This is a genomic window from Hymenobacter arcticus (assembly GCF_054779975.1).
Genome location: NZ_BAAGXF010000021.1, coordinates 38050 through 60403 on the forward strand (window position 1 = coordinate 38050; position 22354 = coordinate 60403).

Annotated in this window: 22 protein-coding genes; 15 read left to right on the forward strand and 7 right to left on the reverse strand. The window is 59.4% G+C overall.

Going from position 1 to position 22354, the window contains the following annotated elements; all coding sequences use genetic code 11:
- Positions 1-90 precede the first annotated feature (90 nt).
- Positions 91-942 carry a hypothetical protein gene (locus tag ACYVGC_RS22730; protein WP_460586132.1) on the forward strand — a complete coding sequence of 284 codons (852 nt, stop codon included), beginning with the start codon at positions 91-93 and terminating at the stop codon, positions 940-942.
- A 253-nt stretch (positions 943-1195) separates the two neighbouring features.
- Here the strand turns inward: ACYVGC_RS22730 and ACYVGC_RS22735 are convergent, their stop codons facing one another.
- Together ACYVGC_RS22735 and queA are read right to left on the reverse strand one after the other, a co-directional pair.
- Entirely contained in the window at positions 1196-1918 is a 723-nt protein-coding gene (locus ACYVGC_RS22735) for an IspD/TarI family cytidylyltransferase (protein WP_460586133.1), read from the reverse strand.
- Positions 1919-2065: 147 nt separating this feature from the next.
- Complete coding sequence (queA, locus tag ACYVGC_RS22740) at positions 2066-3115, reverse strand: tRNA preQ1(34) S-adenosylmethionine ribosyltransferase-isomerase QueA (protein ID WP_460586154.1); 1050 nt, start codon at positions 3113-3115, stop codon at positions 2066-2068.
- Positions 3116-3304: 189 nt separating this feature from the next.
- Here queA and ACYVGC_RS22745 point away from each other — a divergent pair, with 189 nt between their 5' ends.
- Together ACYVGC_RS22745 and ACYVGC_RS22750 are read left to right on the forward strand one after the other, a co-directional pair.
- Positions 3305-4570, forward strand: coding sequence for an ABC transporter permease (locus tag ACYVGC_RS22745; protein ID WP_460586134.1), 1266 nt, complete (start codon positions 3305-3307; stop codon positions 4568-4570).
- Between the two features lie 183 nt (positions 4571-4753).
- Positions 4754-5620, forward strand: coding sequence for an LOG family protein (locus tag ACYVGC_RS22750; RefSeq protein ID WP_460586135.1), 867 nt, complete (start codon positions 4754-4756; stop codon positions 5618-5620).
- Between the two features lie 55 nt (positions 5621-5675).
- Here the strand turns inward: ACYVGC_RS22750 and ACYVGC_RS22755 are convergent, their stop codons facing one another.
- Entirely contained in the window at positions 5676-6383 is a 708-nt protein-coding gene (locus ACYVGC_RS22755; protein ID WP_460586136.1) for a DUF4328 domain-containing protein, read from the reverse strand.
- Between the two features lie 174 nt (positions 6384-6557).
- Between ACYVGC_RS22755 and polA the strand changes: the two genes are divergently transcribed.
- From polA to ACYVGC_RS22790, 7 genes are all read left to right on the forward strand, one after another.
- A complete protein-coding gene (gene polA, locus ACYVGC_RS22760) occupies positions 6558-9458 on the forward strand; it encodes a DNA polymerase I (protein ID WP_460586137.1) in 2901 nt (966 codons plus the stop codon).
- Between the two features lie 72 nt (positions 9459-9530).
- Positions 9531-10637 carry an AAA family ATPase gene (locus ACYVGC_RS22765; RefSeq protein ID WP_460586138.1) on the forward strand — a complete coding sequence of 369 codons (1107 nt, stop codon included), beginning with the start codon at positions 9531-9533 and terminating at the stop codon, positions 10635-10637.
- Positions 10638-10649: 12 nt separating this feature from the next.
- Complete coding sequence (locus ACYVGC_RS22770; protein WP_460586139.1) at positions 10650-11315, forward strand: DUF3226 domain-containing protein; 666 nt, start codon at positions 10650-10652, stop codon at positions 11313-11315.
- Between the two features lie 134 nt (positions 11316-11449).
- Entirely contained in the window at positions 11450-12511 is a 1062-nt protein-coding gene (locus ACYVGC_RS22775) for a serine hydrolase domain-containing protein (RefSeq protein ID WP_460586140.1), read from the forward strand.
- An 11-nt stretch (positions 12512-12522) separates the two neighbouring features.
- Positions 12523-12975 (forward strand): 3-oxoacyl-ACP synthase, encoded by a 453-nt coding sequence (locus ACYVGC_RS22780; RefSeq protein WP_460586141.1) that lies wholly within the window; start codon positions 12523-12525, stop codon positions 12973-12975.
- 42 nt (positions 12976-13017) lie between these two features.
- Positions 13018-13473 carry a DoxX family protein gene (locus tag ACYVGC_RS22785; RefSeq protein ID WP_460586142.1) on the forward strand — a complete coding sequence of 152 codons (456 nt, stop codon included), beginning with the start codon at positions 13018-13020 and terminating at the stop codon, positions 13471-13473.
- Positions 13474-13614: 141 nt separating this feature from the next.
- Positions 13615-14178: an SMI1/KNR4 family protein gene (locus ACYVGC_RS22790; protein ID WP_460586143.1), complete on the forward strand. Its 564-nt coding sequence runs from the start codon at positions 13615-13617 to the stop codon at positions 14176-14178.
- 16 nt (positions 14179-14194) lie between these two features.
- On the opposite strand, the gene ACYVGC_RS22795 is transcribed toward ACYVGC_RS22790, so the two are convergent.
- Positions 14195-15121: a class I SAM-dependent methyltransferase gene (locus ACYVGC_RS22795; RefSeq protein ID WP_460586144.1), complete on the reverse strand. Its 927-nt coding sequence runs from the start codon at positions 15119-15121 to the stop codon at positions 14195-14197.
- A gap of 155 nt (positions 15122-15276) precedes the next feature.
- Here ACYVGC_RS22795 and ACYVGC_RS22800 point away from each other — a divergent pair, with 155 nt between their 5' ends.
- The gene (locus ACYVGC_RS22800) at positions 15277-16245 is read left to right on the forward strand and encodes a YpdA family putative bacillithiol disulfide reductase (RefSeq protein ID WP_460586145.1); all 969 of its coding nucleotides are present in this window, start codon (positions 15277-15279) and stop codon (positions 16243-16245) included.
- Positions 16246-16330: 85 nt separating this feature from the next.
- Here ACYVGC_RS22800 and ACYVGC_RS22805 read toward each other — a convergent pair whose 3' ends face one another.
- Together ACYVGC_RS22805 and ACYVGC_RS22810 are read right to left on the reverse strand one after the other, a co-directional pair.
- Positions 16331-16816: a hypothetical protein gene (locus ACYVGC_RS22805; protein ID WP_460586146.1), complete on the reverse strand. Its 486-nt coding sequence runs from the start codon at positions 16814-16816 to the stop codon at positions 16331-16333.
- Positions 16817-16905: 89 nt separating this feature from the next.
- Complete coding sequence (locus ACYVGC_RS22810; RefSeq protein WP_460586147.1) at positions 16906-18063, reverse strand: J domain-containing protein; 1158 nt, start codon at positions 18061-18063, stop codon at positions 16906-16908.
- A 140-nt stretch (positions 18064-18203) separates the two neighbouring features.
- On the opposite strand from ACYVGC_RS22810, the gene ACYVGC_RS22815 reads away from it, so the two are divergent.
- From ACYVGC_RS22815 to kbl, 4 genes are all read left to right on the forward strand, one after another.
- Positions 18204-18575, forward strand: coding sequence for a phage holin family protein (locus ACYVGC_RS22815; protein ID WP_460586148.1), 372 nt, complete (start codon positions 18204-18206; stop codon positions 18573-18575).
- A 41-nt stretch (positions 18576-18616) separates the two neighbouring features.
- Complete coding sequence (locus tag ACYVGC_RS22820; RefSeq protein WP_460586149.1) at positions 18617-19564, forward strand: hypothetical protein; 948 nt, start codon at positions 18617-18619, stop codon at positions 19562-19564.
- The gene (locus tag ACYVGC_RS22825; protein WP_460586150.1) at positions 19557-20312 is read left to right on the forward strand and encodes a geranylgeranylglyceryl/heptaprenylglyceryl phosphate synthase; all 756 of its coding nucleotides are present in this window, start codon (positions 19557-19559) and stop codon (positions 20310-20312) included. Before ACYVGC_RS22820 ends, ACYVGC_RS22825 begins: the two co-directional genes overlap by 8 nt.
- Positions 20313-20476: 164 nt before the next feature.
- A complete protein-coding gene (kbl, locus tag ACYVGC_RS22830; protein ID WP_460586151.1) occupies positions 20477-21673 on the forward strand; it encodes a PLP-dependent aspartate aminotransferase family protein in 1197 nt (398 codons plus the stop codon).
- A gap of 90 nt (positions 21674-21763) precedes the next feature.
- Here the strand turns inward: kbl and ACYVGC_RS22835 are convergent, their stop codons facing one another.
- Positions 21764-22126, reverse strand: coding sequence for a hypothetical protein (locus tag ACYVGC_RS22835; RefSeq protein ID WP_460586152.1), 363 nt, complete (start codon positions 22124-22126; stop codon positions 21764-21766).
- Positions 22127-22354 lie beyond the last annotated feature (228 nt).

The following is a 22354-nucleotide window of genomic DNA, read 5'->3' on the forward strand; positions in this document are numbered from 1 at the left end:
CAATTTTATTTTCAGCGTGCATTAAACCCTGGGCTGAGCCACCGCTCTGAGTGGTATAACCCCTTCGCCTCCCACCTTTTACCGCCCCGTATGCGCCACGCTACTCCTCTCCGCACCCTCGCTTTGGCCGCCCTGGCCAGCGGCCTGCTCTTCACCACCGCCTGCCAGCGCGCCGACGTGGTGGCCGACGACGTAACCTCGGCCCAGGATGCCGGCCTCGGCGACGAGGAAAACGCCGCCACCGCTGACCTCGTGGAGGCCGCCGCCCCCCAGGATGCCACCGCCTCGGCCAGCGCCACCGTAGCCGACGCTACCGAGCTGCAAGGCCTGCTCTCGGGCTGCGCCAAGCGCAGCTACGACGCCGCCAGCCGCACGCTCACCCTCGACTTCGGCCCCACCAACTGCCTGTGCCCCGATGGCCGCTACCGCCGTGGCGTCATCACGGCCGTGTTTAGCGGGCCCTACCGCCTGGCCGGCGCAGTGGTCACCATCAACCGCACCAACTACTTCGTCAACGACAACCAGCACCTGGGCACCCGCGTCATCACCAACCTGGGCGGCGGCTCGTTTGACTTGAGCGTGCAAAACGCCAGCATCATCTTCGCCAACAACGGCGGCACCACAGCCTGGACTTCCACGCGCCGCTACGCCCGCACGGCCGGCTTCGGCACCCGTACCATCCTCGACGATGCCTACAGCATCACGGGCTCCATCACGGGTACCAACCGCCGCAACATCAGCTACGACGCCACCATCCAGAGCCCGCTCATCAAGAAATTCACCCTGGGCTGCGCCCGGCATTTCGTGGCCGGCACCATCCAAATCACCAACTCCAAGGAGAAGGCTATGCTGCTCGATTACGACCCCACCGGCACCTCGGCCTGCGATAACATCGCCTCCGTCACCATCAACGGCCGCACCCGCACCATCTACCTCAAGTAATGTCCGAACCGCGGATTTAGCGGATTCATCGGATTAGTCGGATTTCGGTGGCGAGCCCCAGCGGGGCGGCATGTTAATAGTTATCGAGAATAGCTAGAAACCAAAGCTCCGGAGGAGCGACACCAGACGTTGGTAGACGTCTGGTGTCGCTCCTCCGGAGCTTTGGTTTTGCGTGGGTTAGTTGCTATTGACATACCGCCCCGCTGGGGCTCGCCAGGCTTGCCACCAAAATCCGACTAATCCGATGAATCCGCTAAATCCGCGGTTCGGACAAAATTGCTTCGGCCAGCAGCAAGTCCTCGGGCGTGGTGATTTTGAGGTTGCGGTAGTCGCCCTCCACTAGCTGCACGGGGTGCAGGTCGTCGACCACGCTGGCATCGTCGGTGAAGGTGGGTAGCTCGGGCAGGCGGTAGGCGCGGCGCAGCAACGCCAGGTCGAAGGTTTGGGGCGTTTGCATGAGGCGCAGGCGACGGCGGTCGAGCGGCGACGAGCTGGCCGCGCCCAGCAGCCGCACCGAGTCTTTGGGCGGCACCGCCACGGCCACCGCGCCGTGTTGCGCCGCCCCCTGGTAGGCCGCCTCAATCACGGCCGGCGTAACGAGCGGGCGCACGCCGTCGTGCACGGCCACCAGCGCCCCAGCGGGGGCCTCGGCGGGCAGCGCGGCCAGGCCGGCCTTCACCGAGGCCCAGCGTGTGGCCCCGCCCGCCACCAGCTGGTGCGAAATAGTAATCGCGTACTGCTCAATAAGTTGCTGCCAATAGCCCAACTGGTCAGCCGGCAGCACTACCACCAGCTGGGTCACGCCCAGCGCGGGCTCGGCAAAGCGCCGCAACGTGTGCAGCAGCACTGGCTCGCCACGCAACAGCAGAAACTGCTTGGGCCGGTCGGCCCCCATGCGCAGCCCGCTGCCGCCCGCCACAATAATGGCGTAGCGAATTGATTTTAAGTCGATTGAATTAGTAAAAACGTCTGTCATTGCGAGCGTAACGAAGTGGAGCGCGGCAATCGCACCGGAACGATACCAGCGCAAACCAGCCGAGTCGTTCTAGTGTAATTGCCGCGCTCCACTTCGTTACGCTCGCAATGACAGACGTTTTGTTTATTCTATCTAACTATCAGCTACTTACAGAATCAGCATCGCGTCGCCGTAGGCGAAGAAGCGGTACTTCTCCTTGATGGCTTCCTGGTAGGCTTCCATCATCAGCTTGTAGCCGGCGAAGGCCGAGGCCATCATCACCAGCGTGCTTTCGGGCAAGTGGAAGTTGGTGAGCAGCGAATCGGCAATTTTGAATTCGTAGGGCGGGTAGATGAACTTGTCGTTCCAGCCCGAGGTCACCTTAATGCGGCTGTTGGCCGACACCGAGGCGTCGAGGGCGCGGATGGTGGTGCTGCCGATGGCGCAAATCTGCTTCTTGGTGTCCATGGCCTTGTTGACCACCTTCACCGCGTCGGCGTTCACGAAGAACTGCTCCGAGTCCATCTTGTGCTTGGTAAGGTCCTCCACGTCTACGTTGCGGTAGGTGCCCAGGCCCACGTGCAGCGTCACGTAGGCTTTCTCTATGCCCTTGATTTCCATGCGCTTCATCACCTCGCGGGAGAAGTGCAGGCCGGCGCTGGGGGCAGCCACGGCACCAATGTTTTCGGCAAAAATCGTTTGGTAGCGCTCCTTGTCGGCGGGCTCGGTTTCGCGCTTCAGCACTTCTTTGGGCACGGGCGTTTCGCCCAGCTCGTGCAGCGCCTTGCGGAACTCCTCGTCGGTGCCGTCAAACAGGAACTTAATGGTGCGGCCGCGCGACGTGGTGTTGTCAATCACCTCGGCTACGATGTCGGACTCGCCGAAGTACAGCTTGTTGCCCACCCGAATTTTGCGGGCCGGGTCCACGAGCACGTCCCACAGGCGGCCTTCTTTATTGAGCTCGCGGAGCAGGAATACTTCAATTTGAGCGCCGGTGCGCTCTTTTTGCCCGTACATGCGGGCCGGAAACACTTTGGTATCGTTGAAAACGAAGACGTCACCCTCCACGAAATAGTCGAGCAAGTCTTTGAACATCTTGTGCTCAATTTGGCCGGTGGCGCGGTGTACCACCATCAGGCGCGATTCGTCGCGGTGGCGGGCAGGGTGACTGGCAATCAGCTCTTCGGGGAGTTCGAACTTGAACTCATGCAGTTTCATCGCCATGATGGGCAGTACTAGGGGGAAGTTACCGAAAATTCGGGGGGCAAAGGTACGCTTTTGTTTTTATATTGTTGGTACGCTGGGCACTTGGCGCTAGTTGCTCCAGAAAAATAACCTGGTAGCCGTTGGCTGTTGGCCGGCGGGGCGGGCGGCCTGCCGTTATTTGGCTTCTCATTCTGCCTCACCATGTTCCTAACCCTTCGCCTCGTACTCGAAAGCTTCGCCTTTGCCTGGCAGGCGCTGCGGGCCAATTTGCTGCGCACCATCTTGTCGCTGCTGGGCGTCACGGTGGGTATTTTCTCCATTATCGCCGTGTTTATGGTGGTCGATTCGCTGGAGTCGAACGTGCGCAGCAGCATGAATTTCCTGGGCGACAAGGTGGTGTACGTGGGCAAGTGGCCCTGGGTGTTTGACCCCGACCGGCCCTGGTGGAAGTATTTCAACCGCCCCGTGCCCACGGTGCGCGAGTTTCGGCAGCTGCAACGCATGCTGCCCGCCACCAGCCAAAAAGGCGTGGCCATTTTTGTGGCCAAGGGCGGCAACACCCTCAAGGATGGTATCAACTCGGTGAGCGACTGTGCCTTGCAGGGCGTGAGCTACGAGTACCGCAACGTGTCGAGCGTGCCCATTGAGGTGGGCCGCTACTTCACGCAGCAGGAAATGGATGGCGGCCGGCCGGTGGCCATCATCGGGGCCACCATCGCCGAAAACCTCTACCCGCAGGGCGAGCCCGTGGGCCGGCAGTTTAAGACCCAGGGCCGTTACTTCACGGTGATTGGGGTGATGAAGAAGGAGGGCAAAAAGCTGCTCGACACGCCCAGCAACGACTCCAACTGCCTCATTCCGTTCGGCTCGTTTGCCAGCATCTTCGCCATGAGCAGCACTGGCATGAGTGGCCCCTCGCCCTCGCTGGCCGTGAAGGGCCGCGATGACGACCCCGGCCTGCTCAACCTGGAGGCCGAGATGCAGGGCGACATGCGCATCATCCGCGGCCTCAAGCCCCGTGAGGAAGACAACTTCGCCCTCAACCGCCCCGAAATGCTGGCCGACATGATTGGTAAGCTCTTCAGCGTCATTGGGATAGCGGGGGCCATCATCGGCTCGTTTGCCATGGTGGTGGGCGGCTTCGGCATCGCCAACATCATGTTTGTGTCGGTGCGCGAGCGCACCAACATCATCGGCATTCAGAAATCACTGGGGGCCAAGAACTACTTTATTCTGTTCCAGTTTCTATTCGAAGCCGTGTTTTTGTGTCTGCTGGGTGGGGCTTCGGGCATTTTTCTTGTCTGGCTAATCACGCTGGTGCCGCAGGATGCGCTGGCCCTCACCCTGAGCTTCGGCAATATCTCGCTGGGGTTGCTAGTGTCGGTGGGCATCGGCATTTTGGCCGGTATCATCCCGGCCGTGATGGCCGCCAACCTCGACCCCGTTATTGCGATAAGAGCGAAGTAGCATAAGCTTCAGCTTGCGAGTGAGCGCAGCGAGCAGTAGCGTAAGCGAGCGCCTGCCAACGTGATTACTCGCTGGCGCTCACTCGCAAGCTAAAGCTTACGCTACACACTATCTTCGCGCCCCTACTTTTGGCCGCCCCGCTTTCCGAGCCGGGGCGGTTTCGTTTTTCCCCACCCTGGCAGTATGTCAAAACTTAAGAAAACCAGTCGTACCAAGTCCTCCGACGACAACCTAAATGCGGGCTCCGGCAAGACCATCGTGCAGCCCAACGTAAACGATAACAAGCTGACCAGCATCACGGAGCTGCGCCAGCAAACCGGGGGCTTGGCCAAAACCGGCCACGACCCCGACGAGCAGCGCATCCGCAAAGCGTTTGTGGACAAGGACTGGAACGAGATTAAAATCGCCGATAGCTGGCAGATTTTCAAGGTGATGGCCGAGTTTGTGGAGGGCTTCGAGAAGATGTCCAAAATCGGCCCCTGCGTGAGCATCTTCGGCTCGGCCCGCACCAAGCCTGATAACCAATACTATAAGCTGGCCGAGGAAATCGCCTCCAAGCTGGTGCGCCACGGCTACGGCGTGATTACGGGCGGCGGCCCCGGCATTATGGAAGCCGGCAACAAAGGCGCCCGCGCCGAGGGCGGCAAGTCGGTGGGCCTCAACATTGAGCTGCCCTTCGAGCAGACCCACAACATCTACATCGACCAGGATAAGTGCATCGACTTCGATTACTTTTTTGTGCGCAAGGTGATGTTTGTGAAGTACGCGCAGGCCTTCGTGGGCATGCCCGGCGGCTTCGGCACCATCGACGAGCTGTTTGAAGCGCTCACGCTGATTCAAACTAAGAAAATCGGCCGTTTCCCTATCGTGTTGGTGGGCTCGGCCTACTGGGGCGGCCTGTTTAAGTGGATTGAGGACGTGATGCTGGGCGAGGAGCGCAATATTTCGGCCGAGGACATGGACCTAGTGCACATCGTGGACGACGCCAGCGAGGCCGTCAAAATCATTGACGATTTCTACCACAAGTACTCGCTGTCACCTAACTTCTAGGCAACAGCACCGCCGCAAAAAAGGCCGCCTGCAATGCGCAGGCGGCCTTTTTGCGTTAGTAGCCGTCTTCCTGGCCGTAGTCCGACTGGTCGGCGGCCAGCGCCGGCAGCTCTTGGAGCTGGCCCAGAGTTTCCAGCTTAAGCCGGTAGATGAGCGCATCTTCGAAGGTGGCCGCTCGCTGCACAACGCGCCACGTGAGCACGGCGGCCGCGATACTGAATAGCTGGCTGATAATCTCGGATTTGAGGGCCACTTCGGGCGAGGTAGCGTCGGCATTCGACCGCGCGATTGCCGTTGACAGCGTGCTGTTGACCAAGTGGACGCCCCACCACCAGCCGAGTAGCGTAGTGGGCACCGCTACCTGGCTAAAGGCCGCGCGCTGGGTAAACTGCCATACCTCGCGCATGATAGTGAAAGGCCGTACCAGATTGATGAAAGGCACAAACCAGGCACCTGCCGCCCAGCCGTCGGAATACTCGGGGTAGACGTCGGGCAGCTGATGCAGGTTGTAGTAAGCGCGCCGCAGCCAGCAAATAAGAACTACGTAGCCACCGACAATCAGCCCAAACTTGACCAGTAGCAAGAACAGCCGAACGTAGAAGGTATTGAGGGTAAGATACGTAGTGACGCCTTGGCCATTGACCGGCCAGTCAGCCCGCGTGAGGCCAAAGCCATCGACCAGGCACAGGCCAATGGACGCGACCACTGAAAGCAAGTAAACGGTAGCTACCTGCTTGGCCCGTTGATGATTGTTGCGGAGCATCGGAAAAGTAGAAAGTATACAAATCGGGGAATTTAGCTGCACAAACATAAGGGCGCGAGCCTTCTATGCTAGGGCGAACAGCCGGGGCTAGCGGCGGCCATCCGGGCCACTGCCCTTAGCAAAAAAACGTAGGCTAGCCAGCATTTTTCCCTGCTGGCCCGTACTTTGTCCTCTATGTCTGACCCTACGCCCGCGCCCGCCAAAAAGCTGTTCCTGCTCGACGCCTTTGCCCTTATCTACCGCTCGCACTTTGCCTTTTCCAAAAACCCGCGCATCAGCTCCAAGGGGCTGAATACGGGGGCCATTCTGGGCTTTACCAACACGCTGGTGGAGGTGCTGCTCAAGGAAAAACCCACCCACATTGGCGTGTGCTTCGATGCGGGCAAGACGTTTCGGCACGAGCAGTTTCCGGCCTACAAGGCGCAGCGCCAGGCCATGCCCGAGGATATTGGCACGGCCCTACCCTATATCAAGCAGATTATCAAGGCTTTCCACATCCCCATCTTGCTAATGGAGGGTTTTGAGGCCGACGACGTGATTGGCACCCTGGCGCAGCGGGCCGAGGCCCACGGCTTCGACGTGTTTATGATGACGCCCGACAAGGACTATTGCCAGCTGGTGACCGAGCGCATCAAAATCTACAAGCCCGCCTTCATGGGCAACGCGGCCGAGGTGCTTGATGTGGCCCACGTGCTCGAGCGCTTCGAGATTGAGCGGGTGGAGCAAGTAATTGATATTCTGGGCCTTCAGGGCGATGCCAGCGACAATATTCCCGGCATCCCCGGCATTGGCGAGAAAACGGCCAAGACCCTGATTCAGAAGTACGGTTCGGTCGAAAACCTGATTGCCAACGTGGACCAACTCAAGGGCAAGCAGCAGGAAAACGTGCGCAACTTTGCCGAGCAGGGCCTGCTGAGCAAGGAGCTGGCCACCATCCACGTGAACGTGCCCATCGACTTCGAGCCCGAGGCCCTGACTCTGGACGCGCCCGACGAGGCCCAGCTGCGGCAGTTGTTCGATGAGTTGGAGTTTCGGCAGTTGGCGGCGCGGGTACTGGGCAGCGGCGGCGCGGCCGCGCCTAGCGCCGACCGTAGCCCGGCCGCTCCCGTGGGGCGTGGGGCGCGCCGGCCCAAGGTGGCCGCGCCGAGCGCGCAGGGCTCGCTGTTTGGCGAAGGCAGCGCGGCGATTATTAACGCCGCCGAAAACGGCGAGTTTGAGGAAGGCGAGGCCGGCGAGTACTACACCGGCCCCAAGAAGAAGCTGGCCGACGTGCCCCACCAATATCATCTGGTCGATACGCCGGAGCTGCGTAAGTCCTTGCTAGACTTTATATTACAGCAGGAGGAAGTAAGCTTCGACACCGAAACTACGGGCCTAAATACCCAGACGGCGCGGCTGGTGGGCCTGTCGTTTAGCTGGCTACCAGGCGAGGCTTATTACGTGCCCGTACCGCAGGACGACACCGACGCGGCGCAGGCGCTGGTGGAGGAGTTCTGCCCGTTTTTCGAGAGCGACATTCTGAAAATCGGGCAAAACATCAAGTATGACTTGCTGATTCTCAAGAACTACCGCGTGCGGGTGAACGGACCGTTTTTCGACACGATGCTGGCGCACTACCTCATCGAGCCCGACATGCGCCACAACATGGACGTGCTGGCCGAAACCTACCTGCACTACTCGCCGGTGCCCATCACCGACCTCATCGGGGCCAAGGGCAAGAACCAGAAAACGATGGCCGACCTCGCCCCGGCCGCCGTGAGCGACTACGCCTGCGAAGACGCCGACGTGACCCTGCAGCTGCGCCACGTGTTCGAGCCCATGCTCAAGGAACTGGGCCTGCTGGGCCTGCTCAACGACGTCGAAAACCCGCTGGTGCCGGTGCTGGCCGACGTGGAGTTTGCGGGCGTGCGCATCGACTCGGTAGCCATGGGTGAGTACTCGGCCGAACTGCAAGGCTACGTGCAGGAGCTGGAAACGCAGATTTTCCGCGAAGCCGGCCAGGAATTCAACATCGGCTCGCCCAAGCAGCTCGGCGAGGTGCTGTTTGATAAAATGGACATTGGGAAAGGCAAAATCAAGAAAACTAAGACTGGCCAGTACGCTACCGGCGAGGAAATTCTGAGCCAGCTGGCGGCCGACAACCCCATCGCCGGCCTCATCCTGGAATACCGCCAGCTCAGCAAGCTGCGCAGCACCTACGTGGAGGCCCTGCCGCAGCTCGTGAGCCCGGTTGATGGCCGGGTGCACACCAGCTTCAACCAGGCCGTGACGGCCACTGGCCGCCTCAGCAGCACCAACCCCAACCTCCAGAACATCCCCATCCGCACTGAGAAGGGCCGCGAAATCCGCAAGGCCTTCGTGCCGCGCGATGCCGGCCACGTGCTGCTGGCCGCCGACTACTCGCAGGTGGAACTGCGCATCATGGCCGACTTCTCGGGTGACGCCACTATGATTGAGGCCTTCCGGCTGGGGCAGGACGTGCACGCCAGCACAGCCAGCAAGGTTTTTCATGTGCCTCTTAGTGAGGTAGATGCCGAAATGCGCCGCAAGGCCAAGACCGTGAACTTCGGCATCATCTACGGCATCTCGGCGTTTGGCCTGGCCCAGCGCATCGGCATCAGCCGCAAGGAGGCCACGGACATTATCGACACCTATTTCCAGGAGTTCCCGAGCGTGAAGCAGTTCATGGACGACAGCATCAACCGCGCCCGCGAGCTCGAATACGCCGAAACCCTGCTCAAGCGCCGCCGCTACCTGCGCGACATCAACTCGCGCAACGCCACGCTGCGCGGCTACACCGAGCGCAACGCCATCAACGCCCCCATCCAGGGCACGGCCGCCGACATCATCAAGCTGGCCATGATAAACATCCACGCCTGGTTGGAGAAGGAACGTCTAGGCACCAAGATGATACTGCAAGTGCACGATGAACTCGTATTCGATGCCGTGCGCGAGGAAGTGGACTACGTGACCCCCAAAATCCGCGAGCTGATGACCCAGGCGCTGCTGCTGCCCCGCGGTGTGCCGCTGGAAGTGGAAGTGGGTGTGGGGGACAACTGGCTGAAGGCACACTAGGTCAGTAATCACTGTTTTAGCCCGACATTTGAGCCGCTCCCCGACTAGCCGAGGAGCGGCTCTGCTATGTTAATGGATTCCTTCGAAGTCGAGAATTTCCGCAGCCTAAAGCACTTGAAGCTAGAGAAGCTGGCGCGGGTAAATTTGCTGGTGGGGAAGAATAACTCGGGGAAGACGTCAGTGTTAGAAGCGCTAATTGCTGTATTGGGAGTAGGGGGTGTTGACTGGCTTTCTATCATTGAACGAGAACGGGGATTGCACGGGGAGAGAGCCGATTTTAAATATCTATTCTATCTATTTGATATTAAGCGCCTTATTAAATTATCTGTTGCTCATAGAGGATTTACTAATAATTCGAATCCCCATTTGATGCTAGAAAATATTATCCTTAGACTAGAAAATCGTGCAGTAACGAGAGAGCAAGGGGCATCTAACTTCTCGTTGAGAAATTCGACAACAGTATTAATGTCGGCTATAGAATCTCCTGCCGTTTCAGTCCCTATTATATTCGAAACTGGCCGAGTAGAACGCGAACAGTTTTATGCCATTCCGGTTTCTGAAGGCGCTGAAAAAGCAGTTGCAGGGGATTTTGATTTTCCGTTCACAGCGCGTCACGCTTTTTCCGAAATTTTGACGACTACGATTGACCAAGAAACATTAAGCCATAAAATTGAAGCTATAAAAGTAAATAAACGAGAAGGGCCATTGTTGCTACTTATTCAAACTGTTGATTCCCGTATTAGACAAATACAGCTAGGGGGTAACAATCAAATTTATCTTGATTGTGAAGGGTTTCAAACATTAGTACCGTTAAATTTGATGGGAGAAGGTGTGCAACGTTTGCTTGATGTTATTTCTGCTTTTGCAAATGTTGGAGGTGGCGTTGTTCTAATCGATGAAATTGACAACGGCCTTCATTATTCCGCCCTGCGCATTCTATGGAAGGGTATTCTAAAAGCCGCCCGTGAATACGATGTGCAGGTTTTTGCCACTACGCACAGTGCTGAAGCCCTACGTCATCTCACCTGGGTTCTTGACGATGAGGAATACAAAGACTACCGCGACGATGTAGCCGCCTACACCCTCATCCGGGCCAAAGACGATACCGTGCGCAGTTTCCGCTACGACTATGAGCAGCTTGAGTTTGCAATGGACAACGACATTGAAGTGCGTAACTAAGCGTCGGTAGCCATGAAAATCAACGTATTTGTGGAAGGCTACGAGGACCAGGAACTGGTAGCTGCCTTACTGGTGAAGCTAGGCAAAGTCGCAAGCTGGCAGGAAGCGGGCAAAGCATTCACAGGCGTTACGGTTGGGAATAATCAAATTAATCTTAACCCAACCGAGGGCTGGACGAAGCTGGTTGGGGGCAACCTGTTTCCTGAGTTGAAACAGTCACTCCAGGAAGATATCTTAAACCTGGTTATTTACGATGCCGACCGGCCGGGCGGGCAGCAGGGCGGGTACACCTATCGCAGAGGTAAACTGCTGCAAATGAAGGCGGATAACCAACTCTCCTTTGAGTTATTTCTGTTGCCGGACGATGGACAAGACGGTCAACTTGAAGATTTGTTGAACGACCTAATTCCGGTGGGTAATCGACAGGTCACAAACTGCTTTTCCGCCTATGAGGCCTGCGTGCGCGGATTACAGGCCCCCGATGGCCAACCCTACCGATTGCCAGTCAACAAGTCTCGCATTTTTGCATACCTGGAAGTATTGCCGCTCACCCCAGCCGAAGAGCGAAAGCTAGAGAAGCGCCGCAGCGCTAAACTCTTCGATAACCCAGCGTATTGGGACTTAGACGCGGCTGAAGTACAACCATTGCGCGATTTCCTAAGCCAGCATATTCGATAGGTATCGGTGCTGCTATCCCCAAACCTACCCGTTACGCCGCCTGCCTGGCCTATGTAGCCATGATTTACACCAGTATGGCCTCATAGGCCAGAAACTGAGCTACCAGGCCTAGCTAAGCAATACCCTACCGCCCCATGCGGATTTCTCTATTATTCCTGTTCATCCTCCTTACTCAAACGGCTTTGGCGCAACGAGCGGCCGAACTCACGGCCCTGCTCCAGCGCCACGGCGTGCCCGGCATGCAAGTGGTGTACACCAAGGGCAAGACCGTGGAGGCCTACAACCTGGGGGTGCGCGAAGCGGGGACCAGCCAGCCCGTTACGGCGGCCACCACGTTTGAGGCGGCCTCATTGGGCAAGGAAATGCTGGCCTACGTGGCCCTGCGCCTGCTCGACCGCCACCTGCTCGACCTCGACAAGCCGCTGCTGCAATACGCTGCCTACCCCCGGCTGCAAGGCCAGGCGCGGGCCGCCCGCATTACGGCGCGCATGGTGCTCTCGCACACGGCCGGCCTACCCAATTGGGCTGAAAACCCAACAAGCCCCGGCTGGAAAACTTCGGCCCTAGTGGTGAAATACGCCCCTGATAGCTGCTGGAACTACTCGGGCGAGGGCTACACGTTTTTGCAAAAAACGCTGGAGAACATTACCGGCAAGCCGCTGGAAACGCTGGCTACGGAGGAGATATTCAAGCCGTTAGGACTGAAAAACAGCAGCTTCGAGTGGCGCGAGTCATTTGCTGCCACAGCCAGCGCCGGCCACGATGGCGCGGGCAAGCCCTCGCCCATCGACCACTTTACCGAGCCGAATGCGGGGTTTAGCCTCTACGCCACGGCGGCCGACTACAGCCGCTTTCTGCAAGCGCTGCGCACGGGCCAGGGCTTGCGCCCGGCTACCGCTAAGCTGCTGCTCATCGCCGCCACGCCTGCCGACCGCTGCGGCCAGCCCACCACCGCGGCCGACCCCTACATTGCCTGGGCCTGCGGCGTGGGCCTGGCCACCACCAGCCAGGGCCTCGCCCAATGGCAATGGGGCGACAACGGCAACTTCAAAGGCTTTTTTATGACGCTGCCCGGCAAGCAAGAAAGCTTGTTGATTTTCACCAACAGCGCCAATGGCCCCAAGCTAATGGATGAGGTGCTGCGCCTGTTCTTCGGGCCCGGCCAATACTGGGCCACGCAGTGGCTGGCCAACTAGCTTTGCGGCGTATGCTTCCCAAACCCACCCTCCACACCGCCTGCCTGGCCTACGTGCAAACCCGCCTCGACGCGGCCCGCGCCGGCATGGCCGCCGCCCAGGAGTCGTCCAATTCCGAAACTAAGAGCAGCGCCGGCGACAAGTACGAAACCGGCCGCGCCATGGCCCAGCAGGAGCGCGACCGCCACGCCGCCCAGCTGCACGAGGCCCAGCAGCTACTGGCCACGCTGCAAAAAATAAACCCCGACCTGCCCAGCGATACCGTGCGCACCGGCGCGCTGGCCAGCACCAGCCTGGGGCTGTTCTACGTGAGCATCAGCGCGGGGCGGCTAGCCACAGCTGAGGGCCAGGAGTTTATGGCCGTGTCGGCGGCCGCGCCGCTGGCGGTGGCGCTGCACGGGCGGCGGCCCGGTGAAGAAGTGCTGTTCAATGGCAAGCCGGTGCGGGTACTGGCCGTGAGCTAAGCCGCCGCGCACCTTAGCCAGCAGCTAGCCGTATGCAGGGGCATGGAAACCACCCTTCGCCAACTAGCCAACCTCCCGGCCCCCAAAACTACCCCATTACAGGACGTGGCCCGCTGCCTGCTGGGCAGCTTTATGGTAGGGGCCGGCACCGGCCACCTCACCTTCGTGCGCCACGATTTTCAGGCGCAAGTACCCGACTTTGTACCCATGAGCAAAGACACCGTGGTGCTGCTCTCGGGCGTGGTCGAAATCGGGCTGGGGCTGGCGCTGCTCTTCCTGAAAGGCAAAAACCGGGTACGCATGGGCTTGGGGCTGGCGGCGTTTTACGTGGCCATTTTTCCGGGCAATATTCACCAGTACACGCAGCACCTGTCGGCGTTCAACCTCGATACCGATGGCAAACGGCTGGCTCGGTTGTTCGGCCAGCCCGTGCTCATCGGCGTGGCGCTGTGGAGCACCGGGGCCTGGAAAACCTGGCGCAAGCAAGCAGCTAAGTAGCTGATAATTAATAGTATAGCAAAGTACATAAAACGTGTTAAGAATCAAGTAGAACGTCCTGCTTCGACAAGCTCAGCAGGACGTTCTACTTGATTCTCAACACGTTTCTAAATAGCGCCCTCCATAAAAAGCTATTTATCAATGGAAAGCTCATTCAAATTTCCGCTCACTAGCATCGGGGAGCCGGATTGGGAAGCTAAGCTGCGCCAGCACTTGGAGGGTTATGACATTGCGTGTGAGGGCGTGACGCCGCCGCAACTGGCGGCTTGCGAAGCCAGGCTGAGTGCCCCGCTACCCGCCACTATGCGCGCTTACTACTTGGCTTTTGGCGGCAGCCAAAGCTCGGATTTTATGTACGGCCTGCTGCCCCTTGCGGAAGTAGAGCCGCTGGCAACGGCTGGCTTTGAGTTCGTTAGCTTATACTTCACCCCGGAGGAGGTGGCCGGCATGGTCTATTTTGCCGATAGCCCTGGCAATGACCCACTGTGCTTCGACCAAGCCACGGGCGAACTCTACCTCTACTCCCACGACCCGGTGCGGAAGGGCAAAGTCTTCACCGATTTCAACCAGTACCTGCTGTTCGAGCTCATCCAGCTAGAGGCGCTGCTTGGCGAGGGCGTGGAGGAAGAATCTGAACAGCAATTGACTGACCGCTACCTACTTGGCGATGACATAGATTACGCGTTTAGAACGCAGAAGCTCTAAACGCACGACGGGTGCGCTACTGCGCCTTCTCGTTTCGAGCCACCACAAACATGCGGTCGCCGAAGCGGCCGGTGAGCTTGTTCAGCCAGTAGGTAGGGTACTGCGTGCCAAGCTTGGTGGCCTGCTCCACCACATTGCCGCCCAGGCGGATATTGGCCGGGGCCTTCACCGGGTTCAGCAAATCGACTACTGAGAACCCATTCTTAGCCAGCATCTTACGAATGGTGTTTGGCGTAAACTCGTAGAGGTGGTAGGGTGGGATATCCATGCGGCGCTGGCGGCCTAGTGCTTTGTAAGCGGCGAAGCCCAGGCGCATGCTGGGTAGGTTGGTGACGCTGGGCAGGGCCAGTACCAGCAGCCCGCCGGGCGCCAGGATGTGGCCAAACTTGCGGATGGCCGCCGCCGGCGACAGCAGGTGCTCCAGCACGTCGCCGAGGTAGGCGAGGTCGAACTGGCTTTCCTGGAAGTCTTCGGTGGTTTCGATGTTGCCGGTGACCACGGGCAGGCCCAGCTCGCGGCGGGCGTAGTCGGCGGCGTGGGCGCTTATTTCGAGGCCGTGAGTTTCCCAGCCCAGGCTTTGCAGGCTTTTGAGCGTGTAGCCGGGGCCGCAGCCCACCTCCAGGTACCGGAAGCGGCGGCCGGGGTAGTGCTGCTGCATGTAGCGGGTGAATTTATCTTCCTTCACCTGGCTCAAATCCAGTGCTTTACCTTCTTCGATAAACGCCTTGTCCTTCTCGGTGCGGTCGTAGTTGGGGCGGTCGGTGAAGTACTCCTTGCCGTAGAGCTTTTCGAGCTGCGCGGGCGTGGGCTGCGGGTCCAGGAAAGCCAGGTCGCAGCTCAGGCAGCGGGTACCTTGCAGGCGCTGGCCGTCAAAGAGATAGTAGAAGGGCAGGGGCTCGAAGCTGGTAGCTCCGCACAGGTCACAGTGACGCAAGGTGTTCATTTAACAGGTATCATTTAACATTTACCAGGCGAAATGGCCGGCTGATAGATGTGGCTGATTCTACCCGTAAAGTTCAGCACTAGAACCCAACCTAGCGGCGGGCCGTTGGGTTACCAAGTGAGCTGTTAAATGATACCTATTAAATGTTAACTGAAATGCTAGACGCCGTTGTGATTGGGGCTGGCCCCGTAGGCTTGGCCTGCGCCCTCGAAATTCAGCGCCAGGGCCTCACTGTGGCCGTGGTGGATAAGGGCGCGCTGGTAAACTCGCTGGTGGGCTACCCTACCCAGATGGAGTTTTTCTCGACGCCCGAGCTGCTCGAAATTGGCGGCCACCCCTTCCCAATGGCCAGCTACAAGCCCCACCGCGAAGACGCCCTCGACTACTACCAGCGCGTGGCCACCGCCGAGCGCCTCGACCTGCACCTCTACGAGCGCGTGACCGGCCTGCGCGGCCAGGCCGGCGACTTTGTGGTCGAAACCAGCAAGGGCGAAATCGCGGCCCGCGCCGTGGTAGTAGCCACCGGCTTCTTCGATGTGCCCAACCGCATGAACATTGCCGGCGAGGACCTGCCGCACGTAAACCATTATTTTAAAGAGCCTTACGCCCACGCCGGCCAAGACGTGGTAGTGATTGGCGCCAAAAACTCGTCGGCCAAGGCGGCGCTGTCGCTCACCCGCGCCGGGGCCCGGGTCACGCTGGTAGTGCGCGGCCCCGAAGTGGCCGAAACCGTGAAATACTGGATTCGGCCCGACCTGCTCAACCGCATCAAGGAAGGCCGCATTACGGCGTACTTCAACACAACCATCGACGCCTTTACGCCCACCTCGGTGGAGGTAACCACGCCCGATGGTCCGCTTTCTCTCAAAGCCGACTACGTGTACGCCCTCACCGGCTACCGCCCTGATTATACGCTACTTGTGGATATGCTGGCCCTGCCGCTGGATGAAACCGACGATGCCCGCCCGCCCATCTTCAATGTAACGACCCACGAAACGGCCCGCCCCGGCGTGTACGTGGCCGGCACCGTGTGCGGCGGCCTGGCCACCAGCCGCTGGTTTATTGAGAACGGCCGCCACCACGCCCAGCTCATTGCGCAGGCAATGGCCTTACTACCGGTGTAGCAGACGCTTGCTTATGAATAAAACAAAGCCGCCAGTTCTTCTTGAACTGACGGCTTTAGTTTTTTGCCTCTAGAAAGAGCACCTATCAGAAAGCGGTAAAAGTGATGTCGTTGATAGAAGTAGTAGAAATGCCACCAAGCGCGACAGTTGCAGCGTATCGTATGTGCAAAGTAGTGGCCGACAGGTCTACTACATCGAAAGGAATAGTTGCCCCGCCCTGCATAGGGTCAGCGAGGGTCAGCTTCGTATCGTTGGTAGTCAAGTCCCAGCTGCCACTTTGCGTTTGAGGGTCTGATGAGCTGCATTTGGTAGCGCCCTCATCAGCGGTAAGCGACTTGTTGGTATTAAACTTAAGAAAATTGTCGCGCTCGCAGGCTGCTGAGCTAGCATACTCATTCGAAACAGTGGGCGCACCAGCGTTGATGGCAACGCTATACGTTTGAGCCGATATACGCCAGTTCTTGGCCGTTAGCAAATCAGTTTTAGAAGGAGTTGCGGGAGAGTTATCGTTATTCTTTTTACAGCTTCCCAAGGCCAGTGCAGCAAGGAGGAGAAAGGCAAGTTTTTTCATGCAGAAATGGAACGTAAGTGAACATCACAAAGGTATAATCCTGATTATATACTCTTGCGATAAAACTTCCAGATAAAACCTCATTTTTTCTACTGGCACCCCTCCGCTGCCTGCACCGCGTACGAGTACCCAGCCGCCGCGCCGCGCCGGAAAAACTCGCAGCCGCTGGCCACATCGCCCGCCTGCTGGGCCAGCCGGCCCAGCAAAAACAGCGTGCGACCGTCTTCGGGCTGGTTTTCAAGGGCTTGCAGGTACACGGCGCGGGCGTCGTCGTAGCGGGCTAAGTTGGTGAGGGCTGCGCCTTCGGCTTGCAGGTAGGGCAGGGGCACGGGGCGGCCGGCGCGCCGCAGCTGGGCGTGGCCGCGGCGCAGGTCGGCTAGGGCGGGGCGGGTTTGGTGCAGGTCGAGCAGGCGGTTTTCGCCGCGGGCCAGGTAGGCCACGGCCAGGGTGGTGTCGAGGGCCAGGGCGCGGCAGTAGCTGAGCTCGGCGGCGGCGGGCTGGTGCAGGCCGGCCTGGCAGCGGCCCAGGCGGTAGAGCAGGCGGGCAGTTTCGGGCGGGGGCAGTTTGCCATCGTCCGACAGCAGGGCGGCCTGGTAGTCGGCGCGGGCGGCGGGTAGGTCGTGGGCAATGTCCTGGCTGAGCTGGCCGCGCAGGCGCAGGGCCGCCGGGTGGTTGTCGCGAAACTCCAACGCCTGGTCGAGCTGGTTTTTAGCTTCGCCCCACTGGCCGCGGGCAAACGCGGTGCGGCCGTCGGTGTAGTAGAGGTCGGCCTGCACGCGGTCCATCACGATTTTGGCCGAGATGCCGAACAGGAAAATCAGGAACGTGAGGCCCGCCACCAGCCAAAAATCCTGCTTGTTGAAGCGCACCTTTTGGCGTGGTACCCGCTGCTGGTAGTGGCGCTCGCGGGCCCCGGCGGGCGGGCGGGTGCGCAGCGGCGGCGCGGTGGCCGGGTCGCCGGGCATCTTATACACCGAAGGGCCGCCGCGGCCGGCTTCAGTGGGAGCGCGGCGCATTTCGTCGGCGCGGCGGGCGGCTTGCTGCTGGTAGTCGTACTGGGCGCGGCGGTCGGCGTCGGAAAGCACGCCGTAGGCTACGGCCACTACCTTGAAGCGCTCCTCGTAGTGGGGGTCGCCGCCGTGCTTGTCGGGGTGCAGCTCGGTGGCGAGGCGGCGGTAGGCGCGCTTGATGTCGGCGATGGGCGCAGTGGGCGGCACGCCCAGCACCTGGTAATGATTCTGACTCACGTCCCAAAAGTTTTAAACAAAGCCCGCCCCAAAAGGTAGCCCTGCTCCCAAGTTTTGCGTAAAGAACGCCCTAGCCAACCAAGCTGTTGCTGCTGGCCCAACTACCTAACTGCATTTCTTCGCTAAACAATTCCGCTCGCATGGCCTCCCTGACCGACGACAAAACGCCGCGTAACGATAGCCTCATCAGCAACCTCACCGGCTACCTCGATACCCGTATCGACCTTATCAAACTCGAAACCCAGGAAAAAGTAAAAGGTGCCTTCGTGAGCACCGTGCACGGGGTGGCGCTGGGCGTGCTGGGGTTGCTTTTCGTCATCTTCGGCTCCATATATCTGGGCTTCGCACTCAACCAGGTGCTCGACAGCCCCTCGGCGGGCTTTGGCCTGGTGGCGGCGCTTTATTTAGTGCTGGCCATCATTTTCTTTGTGGGCATCGACAAGAAAATATTTCAGGGCGTGGCCGATAAGCTGCTGAACAACACCATCTACAAATCAGACAAGCGTGCGTAAAGCGCTTTTTTTACTGGCTATTCTCGCAACCCGTACCGACCATGACCGAGCCTACTAACCCGTTGTTTGAAGACGAAAAAGAATTTCTGGAGCGTAAAAAGCTGGAATACGAGCGGGCTTTGCGCGGCGATGTGGAAGAGATAAAGGAAACCACCGTGCAGGCCGGCAAGGTAGCGCTCATTGGCGCGGGCGTAGTAGGCGGCATCTGGCTGATAGCGAAGGCTTTCGGCGGTGGTAAAGCCAAGAAAAAGAAACATAAGCACAAGAAGCACCGCCCCGCGTTTGAGGATTATGCGGGCTTCGATGGCTTCGACGAAAACGACCAGGAGTGGAGCGAGCTGGCCGACGACTTCCAGGCCCCCGACTACGCCTACGACCCCGACAACAGCGGGTCGGCTGGTGACGGTTTCTACTTTGAAGCTCCCGCTGGTTTCGACAAAGAGGAGGACGAAGACGACGACAATGGTCTGGGCAATTACCCGGACTTCCCGGCGCACTCAACCAAGCAGCACGGCGACGAAGCTGCTGATACCTACCACTTTGGCGAGGATAACGGTGATAACGAAGGTCCGGAAGCGTCGTTTGCCACTACCGATTCGCACGTGTCGTTGCCCTACGACGACAGCCGCCGCCTGCCGGAATCCAATAGCTTTGCCGATGTAGATACTGACGCGGAGCACACCACCAGCGTCCCCGCCAAGTCCAAGGGTAACGCGCTGTTGCCCATGCTGGTGTCGTTTGCTCAGAGCGAAACCGGCCGCGTTATTGTGGCCCAAGCCGCTGCCGTTGCCCTGGCTTTTGTCACGAAGACCGTGCAGGAGCTTAAGACCAAGGGCGAAGTAGAAACCGGCAAAAATGCCGACCTTGCGGGCTCATCGGCCTCCGCGGGCATTCAGCCCGCTACTTGGCCCGCCACCTCCGCCGCCCAGGATGCCTCTGCCGCCGCCCACCACGACGACACCCTCACTCCCCGCGAGCCGCTTGCTTGACACGCTGGCCGGGCTGCGGCAGCATGGCCGTAAAGCTCTGGCTGTGCTGCTCGACCCCGATGACTTTGAGCCGGCGCGCCTGCGTCAGCTGCTGCAACTAACTGCGCAGCACCCCGTTGATTTTTTCCTCGTTGGGGGCAGTCTGGTACTCACCGAGCACCAGGCTGCCCTCATTGCGTTGCTCAAGGCCGAGGCCCCGCAGGTGCCCGTACTGCTGTTTCCGAGCCACGCCCTGCACGTAGATGGCAGCGCCGACGGCATTTTGCTGCTCTCCCTCATCTCGGGCCGCAACCCCGATTTCCTTATCGGCCAGCACATTGTGGCCGCGCCGCGCCTGCGCCAAAGCGGCCTCCAGATACTACCCACCGGCTACATGCTGGTTGATAGCGGCCGGCCCACCACGGCCTCCTACATCAGCGGCACCGCGCCGCTGCCCCACGACAAGCCCGGCATTGCGGCCGCCACGGCTATGGCCGGCGAGCAGCTCGGCCTGCGCCTCATGTACCTCGACGGTGGCAGCGGCGCGCAGCACCCCGTGTCGGCGGCCATGATAAGCGCGGTGCACGCCGCCGTAGCCACGCCGCTCATCGTGGGCGGCGGCCTCAATACCGGCGAAAAAGTGTATGCTGCCCTGGCCGCCGGGGCCGACCTGGTGGTAATCGGCAACCACCTGGAGCGCAACCCCAATTTCCTGGCCGATGCCGTAGCCGCCGTGCGCGAGGCCACGGCCAGCCAGCCAGTGCAATAAGCAAATCATTGTTTATCAACTACTTGCGTACTAGCAAAAAGGCTCCGCTATTGCTGGCCTGAGTAACTACCCATTTTCTGGCAGCTAGGAGGAGGAATTACTGCCCGAACTTTGTTCGCCTTCTAAGCGGCCCTTTTCCGAGCCATTCTTCATTCCCAGTCAGTATGTACGGTACCCTCCAAGCCGACCTTCAGCAGCAGCTTCAAGAGATAAAAGACAACGGCCTCTACAAGCGCGAGCGCGTGATTACCTCACCCCAGGGCGCCGAAATCGACACCCAGGAAGCCGGCGATGTGCTCAACTTTTGCGCCAATAACTACCTGGGCCTCAGTTCGCACCCCGAGGTAATTGCGGCGGCTAAGGCCACCATCGACAGCCACGGCTACGGCCTATCATCAGTGCGCTTCATTTGCGGCACCCAGGACATTCATAAGGAGCTGGAAGCCAAGCTAGCCGAGTTTCTGGGCACCGAGGATACCATTCTGTACGCCGCCGCCTTCGACGCCAACGGCGGGGTGTTTGAGCCACTGTTTAATGAGCAGGACGCCATTATTTCGGACGCCCTCAACCACGCCAGCATCATCGACGGGGTGCGCCTGTGCAAGGCCCAGCGCTACCGCTATCAGCACAACGACATGGCCGACCTGGAAAAGCAGCTTCAGGATGCCCAGGCCAAGGGCACGCGCCACCGCATCATCGTCACGGACGGCTCGTTTTCGATGGATGGCACTATTGCGCAGCTCGATAAGATATGCGACCTGGCTGATAAATACGATGCCCTGGTGATGGTTGACGAGTGCCACTCGACGGGATTCCTGGGCAAAACCGGCCGCGGCACCCACGAACATCGCGACGTAATGGGCCGCGTCGACATCATTACCGGCACGCTGGGCAAGGCACTGGGCGGGGCCATGGGCGGCTTCACCACCGGCCGCAAGGAAATTATCGAAATGCTGCGCCAGCGCTCGCGCCCCTACCTGTTTTCCAACACGTTGGCCCCGGCCATTGTGGGGGCTTCGCTGCGCGTGCTAGAGCTACTCACCCAGAGCACCCAGCTGCGCGACCAACTCGAAGAGAACACCGCCTATTTCCGCGCGCAGATGACGGCCGCGGGCTTCGACATTCCGGCCGGCGTGCACCCCATTGTGCCCGTTATGCTCTACGACGCCAAGCTGGCCCAGGAGTTTGCCGCCAACATGCTGAAAGAAGGCATCTACGTGATTGGTTTTTACTACCCCGTGGTGCCGCAGGGTAAGGCCCGCATTCGGGTGCAACTGAGCGCCGCCCACACGCGCGCGCAGCTCGACGAAGCCATCGCGGCCTTTACTAAAGTAGGCCGGGAACTGAGTGTACTGAAGTAACTACTAGCCGGCCCTGAATGAAAAAAGGCGGCGCTACTCAGTTGAGTAGCACCGCCTTTTTGGGTAGTTGGCTTTCAGTAGCTCGGGTGCTTACGCGGCCCGGAAGCCCGTGGCCTGGCGCACGCTACGCTCGTTGCCGCTGGCGGCATCGGTGTAGTGGTGGTCACTCACTTCCACCGACAAGTGCTTGCCAATCAGCTCTTTGGTATCCAGGTCTTTGCCGTCGTGGGGCTTAATGCCCACGGCCGCGTACAGGGACAAAATGATGGGGTGGCCGGCGGGCGAGTTGTAGAAGCGCTGGTCTACGTAGCCATCCTCGCTTTCCATGTGGGCCGCAAAAAATGGCACGCCCTGGTGTTCGCTGGTGCCTTCCTCAATGTGGGTGATGGTGACCACGTGGCGGCCGTCGGGCAGGAAACCTTTGTCCTGGCCTTTGTCAACTGCAATTTTCATAACGAAGTAAGTTTACTAACTTTAGTAGTACTAACGTAGTTGACGGCCTAGGGTTGCCCGGAGACCCTAGGCATTTCTAATTTTTAGAATTTTCGCCTAAAAAACAGACCTTTACCCATCCTGTTCCCAGCGAGCTGGCGGCTCCCCACAATAAGAGGCTATCCAAATAGGGATTAATTTGGGGTATGGCTACTACTCAAGAGTTCATCATTTCCGATACGTTATGGG

Excerpts from the sequence above, each read along its gene's own strand:
- ACYVGC_RS22730 (WP_460586132.1), top strand. The coding sequence starts at position 91 with ATGCGCCACGCTACTCCTCTCCGCACCCTCGCTTTGGCCGCCCTGGCC.
- polA (WP_460586137.1), top strand. The coding sequence starts at position 6,558 with ATGTCTGACCCTACGCCCGCGCCCGCCAAAAAGCTGTTCCTGCTCGAC.
- ACYVGC_RS22770 (WP_460586139.1), top strand. The coding sequence starts at position 10,650 with ATGAAAATCAACGTATTTGTGGAAGGCTACGAGGACCAGGAACTGGTA.
- ACYVGC_RS22765 (WP_460586138.1), top strand. The coding sequence starts at position 9,531 with ATGGATTCCTTCGAAGTCGAGAATTTCCGCAGCCTAAAGCACTTGAAG.
- ACYVGC_RS22755 (WP_460586136.1), bottom strand. The coding sequence starts at position 6,383 with ATGCTCCGCAACAATCATCAACGGGCCAAGCAGGTAGCTACCGTTTAC.
- ACYVGC_RS22775 (WP_460586140.1), top strand. The coding sequence starts at position 11,450 with ATGCGGATTTCTCTATTATTCCTGTTCATCCTCCTTACTCAAACGGCT.
- ACYVGC_RS22800 (WP_460586145.1), top strand. The coding sequence starts at position 15,277 with ATGCTAGACGCCGTTGTGATTGGGGCTGGCCCCGTAGGCTTGGCCTGC.
- ACYVGC_RS22750 (WP_460586135.1), top strand. The coding sequence starts at position 4,754 with ATGTCAAAACTTAAGAAAACCAGTCGTACCAAGTCCTCCGACGACAAC.
- ACYVGC_RS22745 (WP_460586134.1), top strand. The coding sequence starts at position 3,305 with ATGTTCCTAACCCTTCGCCTCGTACTCGAAAGCTTCGCCTTTGCCTGG.
- ACYVGC_RS22820 (WP_460586149.1), top strand. The coding sequence starts at position 18,617 with ATGACCGAGCCTACTAACCCGTTGTTTGAAGACGAAAAAGAATTTCTG.
- ACYVGC_RS22795 (WP_460586144.1), bottom strand. The coding sequence starts at position 15,121 with ATGAACACCTTGCGTCACTGTGACCTGTGCGGAGCTACCAGCTTCGAG.
- ACYVGC_RS22735 (WP_460586133.1), bottom strand. The coding sequence starts at position 1,918 with ATGACAGACGTTTTTACTAATTCAATCGACTTAAAATCAATTCGCTAC.
- ACYVGC_RS22815 (WP_460586148.1), top strand. The coding sequence starts at position 18,204 with ATGGCCTCCCTGACCGACGACAAAACGCCGCGTAACGATAGCCTCATC.
- queA (WP_460586154.1), bottom strand. The coding sequence starts at position 3,115 with ATGAAACTGCATGAGTTCAAGTTCGAACTCCCCGAAGAGCTGATTGCC.
- ACYVGC_RS22780 (WP_460586141.1), top strand. The coding sequence starts at position 12,523 with ATGCTTCCCAAACCCACCCTCCACACCGCCTGCCTGGCCTACGTGCAA.
- ACYVGC_RS22805 (WP_460586146.1), bottom strand. The coding sequence starts at position 16,816 with ATGAAAAAACTTGCCTTTCTCCTCCTTGCTGCACTGGCCTTGGGAAGC.
- ACYVGC_RS22785 (WP_460586142.1), top strand. The coding sequence starts at position 13,018 with ATGGAAACCACCCTTCGCCAACTAGCCAACCTCCCGGCCCCCAAAACT.
- ACYVGC_RS22790 (WP_460586143.1), top strand. The coding sequence starts at position 13,615 with ATGGAAAGCTCATTCAAATTTCCGCTCACTAGCATCGGGGAGCCGGAT.
- kbl (WP_460586151.1), top strand. The coding sequence starts at position 20,477 with ATGTACGGTACCCTCCAAGCCGACCTTCAGCAGCAGCTTCAAGAGATA.
- ACYVGC_RS22835 (WP_460586152.1), bottom strand. The coding sequence starts at position 22,126 with ATGAAAATTGCAGTTGACAAAGGCCAGGACAAAGGTTTCCTGCCCGAC.